General features: G+C 65.5%; 4 protein-coding genes. 3 read left to right on the top strand and 1 reads right to left on the bottom strand.

The window, feature by feature from the left end:
* Window positions 1-17: 17 nt before the first annotated feature.
* Window positions 18-1,100: a fatty acid desaturase family protein gene (locus tag ACFWF3_RS28690; RefSeq protein ID WP_379316625.1), complete on the top strand. Its 1,083-nt coding sequence runs from the start codon at window positions 18-20 to the stop codon at window positions 1,098-1,100.
* Window positions 1,101-1,146: 46 nt separating this feature from the next.
* Here ACFWF3_RS28690 and ACFWF3_RS28685 read toward each other — a convergent pair whose 3' ends face one another.
* Window positions 1,147-1,608, bottom strand: a complete 462-nt coding sequence (locus ACFWF3_RS28685; RefSeq protein WP_378630826.1) for a PaaI family thioesterase — start codon at window positions 1,606-1,608, stop codon at window positions 1,147-1,149.
* 89 nt (window positions 1,609-1,697) lie between these two features.
* Here ACFWF3_RS28685 and ACFWF3_RS28680 point away from each other — a divergent pair, with 89 nt between their 5' ends.
* Window positions 1,698-2,264 carry a TetR/AcrR family transcriptional regulator gene (locus ACFWF3_RS28680; protein WP_379316623.1) on the top strand — a complete coding sequence of 189 codons (567 nt, stop codon included), beginning with the start codon at window positions 1,698-1,700 and terminating at the stop codon, window positions 2,262-2,264.
* 289 nt (window positions 2,265-2,553) lie between these two features.
* Window positions 2,554-3,351 carry an SAM-dependent methyltransferase gene (locus ACFWF3_RS28675; RefSeq protein WP_379316621.1) on the top strand — a complete coding sequence of 266 codons (798 nt, stop codon included), beginning with the start codon at window positions 2,554-2,556 and terminating at the stop codon, window positions 3,349-3,351.
* Window positions 3,352-3,529: the final 178 nt, after the last annotated feature.

The following is a 3,529-nucleotide window of genomic DNA, read 5'->3' as shown; positions in this document are numbered from 1 at the left end:
GTCGATAGCTTCGGGAGATGACGACACCTGCTCTGGTTCCCGAGTCACCTCCACGGTCGCCGCGGCGCCGCGCCGACGGCGATTACGCCCGCCTGTTGCGCAGAATCTCCGACGCGGGGCTGCTGCGCCGCCGCCCTGTCTACTACGCGATGCGGCTGAGTCTCGTCGGGACCGCGTTCGTGGGCGGCTGGGCGGCGTTCGTCCTCGTCGGCGACTCGTGGTGGACCCTGCTGGTCGCGGCGTTCATGGCCGTGACGTTCGCGCAGGTCGCGCTGGTGATGCACGATGTCGCCCACCGGCAAGTGTTCCGGCTGCGTCAGCCCACCGAGCTCGTGGGAAGAATCGCGGGCAACGCCGGCATCGGCCTCGGCTACGGCTGGTGGCAGGACAAGCACACCCGCCATCACGCCAATCCGAACCACGAGGAACTCGACCCCGATGTCGCACCCGACATCCTGGTCTGGTCACAACAGCAGGCACGTTCCAGCCGCGGTCTGCCGCGTCTCATCGGACGGGCGCAGGCGTTCCTGTTCTTCCCCCTGCTGTTGCTGGAGGGCCTCAACCTGCACCTGGCCGGTGTGCGGGCGCTAAAGAATCGTTCGGTCAAACATCGCGGCTGGGAGGGCGCGCTGCTGTTGGGTCACTTCGCCCTCTACCTGACCGCACTGTTCGCGGTCCTGCCCGCCGACAAAGCTCTCGTGTTCCTCGCCGTCCACCAGGGCCTGTTCGGCCTGTACATGGGCTGCATCTTCGCCCCCAACCACAAGGGCATGCCGACCTTGACCGGTGACGACCGCCCCGACTACCTCCGTCGACAGGTGCTGACCTCCCGCAATGTGCGCGGCGGTGTGGTGACCGACCTCGCCCTAGGCGGGCTCAACTATCAGATCGAACACCATCTGTTCCCGAGCATGCCGACGCCGAATCTGCGTCATGCCCAGGTGATCGTCCGCGACTACTGCGCCGAAATCGGCGTGCCGTACCACGAGACCGGCCTGATCGCCTCGTACCGCGAGGCGCTGACCCACCTGCACCACGTCGGCGCGCCCCTTCGTGCCGCCGAGCCCTCGGATGCCGATGTGCTCCGCCGCGATCGCTGAATGCGGCCCCGGTCACGCTGGTGATCGGGGTTCGCCCCGGCTGAGGTCAGCGATGAATGATGCAGGTGGTGGTGGCGTGGGCGACGAGTTTGCCTGCCTCGTCGAACACCTTGCCTTCGGCTGTGGCCGTGGTGCGGCCGACATGCAACGTCGTGCCGGTGCCGATGAGGCGGCGCCCGTCGGTCGGGACAGATCGGATGTAGTTGACCTTCAGCTCCAGCGTGCCGTATCCGACCCCGGCATCCAGTGCGGAATGAACCGCGCAACCCATCACCGAGTCCAGCAGGGTCGCGCAGATACCGCCGTGGGTGGTGCCGAGTGGGTTGGCGAAATCGGGCCGCGTGACGAGGCTGAACGACACCCGCCCGAACTCGAGTTCCTCGACCGTCATGCCGAGCAGCGTGCCGATTCCGGCTCGATCGGGCATCGCGGTCGCCGCGCGCAGCAGTTCGAGTCCGCTCATGGTGGCGAAATCCGGGGTTTCGGGGTTGTGCGTTGCGGTAGTCATCGTGCCCTCTCTGTGGATAGACCAATCGTTCTATCGTCGACGACGATACCGTAGGATGAACTGATCGGTCTATTGCGGAAGGGTTGCCGATGAACACAGTGGCGGGGCCACGAGAACGCCTCATCCGCAGCGCGATAATCATGATGCGGGAACACGGAGTCGCCGCGACCGGGCTGACCGAGCTCCTCGCCCACAGCAAGACCGCCCGAGGCTCGATATACCTGCACTTCCCCGGCGGCAAGAACGAACTCATGGAGCAGGCGACCCTGCATGCCGGGCAACAGATCAGTGCGACGATCGACGCGCTGGTCGCTGCATCGTCGTCACCGGCGCAGGTCGTTCTCGGACTGGTGGAAGTCTGGAAGCGGGTACTCGACACGTCGTCGTTCACCGCAGGCTGCCCGATCGTGGCCGCCGCGCAGAGCGGCGCCGACTCGCCGGCCGTGCAAGCGGCGTCGGCCACTGTTTTCGCCGACTGGACCCGCCGACTGGCCGATTTGCTGATCTCGACGGGCATGGACTCCGCCGCGGCAGCGTCGGTCGGTAGCGTCATCGTCAGCACGATCCAAGGCGCGATCATTCGAGGTCGCAGCGAGAAATCTCTTCAGCCGCTCGACGACGCGGGGATCAACCTCGTCAAGCTTCTCGAACTCTGAAAGTTCGATGCACACCCTGGTTGACCGCCTTCTCCACCTGGTCACAGCCCGTACCGAGCAGCACGATCGCGGCCGCGGCGAGCACGGTGGCTACAGCATTCCTGCGCAGTGTCGTCATGGAGCGGCTTTACCCGATTCCGGCCGTCGCACGCAGCGGTGAACGTTCACGGATTGACCCGACCGTTTCAGTGCCAATCTTGTACTGTCGCAGCCAGATCAGATGCTATGTCGCTGGTGGTTCTCCCCTGGGTGGGCGCGCCACTGTCAAAGTTGCAGAGGAGCAAGGCTCATGGCCGACGTGCAGACCCCGATGATCAGGACCGATATCCCCCATTCAGCACGGATCTGGAACTACTGGATGGGCGGCAAAGACCACTACGAGATCGACAAGATCGCCGGCGACGCCGGGCTGGCGGTCGACCCCGACATCTCGACCATGGCCGTGCAGTCGCGGCAGTTCCTGATCAGGGCCGTCCGCTTCCTGGCGAAGGAACGCGGCATCAAGCAGTTCCTCGACATCGGCACCGGCCTGCCCACGATGCAGAACACCCATGAGGTCGCCCAGGGCGTCGCCCCGGACGCCAAGGTGGTCTACGTGGACAACGACCCACTGGTGCTCACCCACGCGCGCGCACTGCTCACCAGCACCACCGACGAAGGCGTCACCACCTACATCGACGCCGACTTCCACGACCCCGAACAGATCGTCGCCGACGCACGCAATGTGCTGAACTTCAACGAGCCGATCGCGGTGATGTTCATGGGCGTTCTCGGTCACGCCAAAACCTACGACGACCTGCTGCGCATCGTGGGTACCGTGGTCGGCGCAGTGCCCTCGGGCAGCCACCTGATCTATTGGGACGGCACCGACGACAGCCAGGCCTACGTCACCCTGTGCGAGAACTACACCGGCACCGGCGGCACACCGTACGTCCCGCGCCCGCAGGCCCAGATCCGCGGTGTCTTCGACGGGCTGGAAGTAGTCGAACCGGGCGTCGTCTCGATCACCCAGTGGCGTCCGGAAACTGCCGAGGTGGGCCAGGTCCTGCCGATCTCGGCGTACGGCGCGGTCGCCCGCAAACCCTGACCCACGCCGCCGTCCGCCACCCGCCACACGCCCCATCCGAGCCCTGCTCGTTGGGGGCGCGGCCGCGTGGATCGCCCGCGGATTCGGAGGAAGCCTCAGGGACAAGATATGGTGATACAGGGAGTTACAGTTAGTTTTCTCCCACCGTCTCGACGTTCCGGAGAATTACATGGGCCCC

The organism is Nocardia sp. NPDC060220 (assembly GCF_042727815.1).
GTDB lineage: Bacteria > Actinomycetota > Actinomycetes > Mycobacteriales > Mycobacteriaceae > Nocardia.
Note: the sequence above shows the minus strand (reverse complement) of the source record. Positions and strands in the feature narration are given on the sequence as shown.

Bases quoted from the DNA above. Each gene is read 5' to 3' on its own strand.
- ACFWF3_RS28690 (WP_379316625.1), top strand. From the start codon at position 18: ATGACGACACCTGCTCTGGTTCCCGAGTCACCTCCACGGTCGCCGCGG.
- ACFWF3_RS28675 (WP_379316621.1), top strand. From the start codon at position 2,554: ATGGCCGACGTGCAGACCCCGATGATCAGGACCGATATCCCCCATTCA.
- ACFWF3_RS28680 (WP_379316623.1), top strand. From the start codon at position 1,698: ATGAACACAGTGGCGGGGCCACGAGAACGCCTCATCCGCAGCGCGATA.
- ACFWF3_RS28685 (WP_378630826.1), bottom strand. From the start codon at position 1,608: ATGACTACCGCAACGCACAACCCCGAAACCCCGGATTTCGCCACCATG.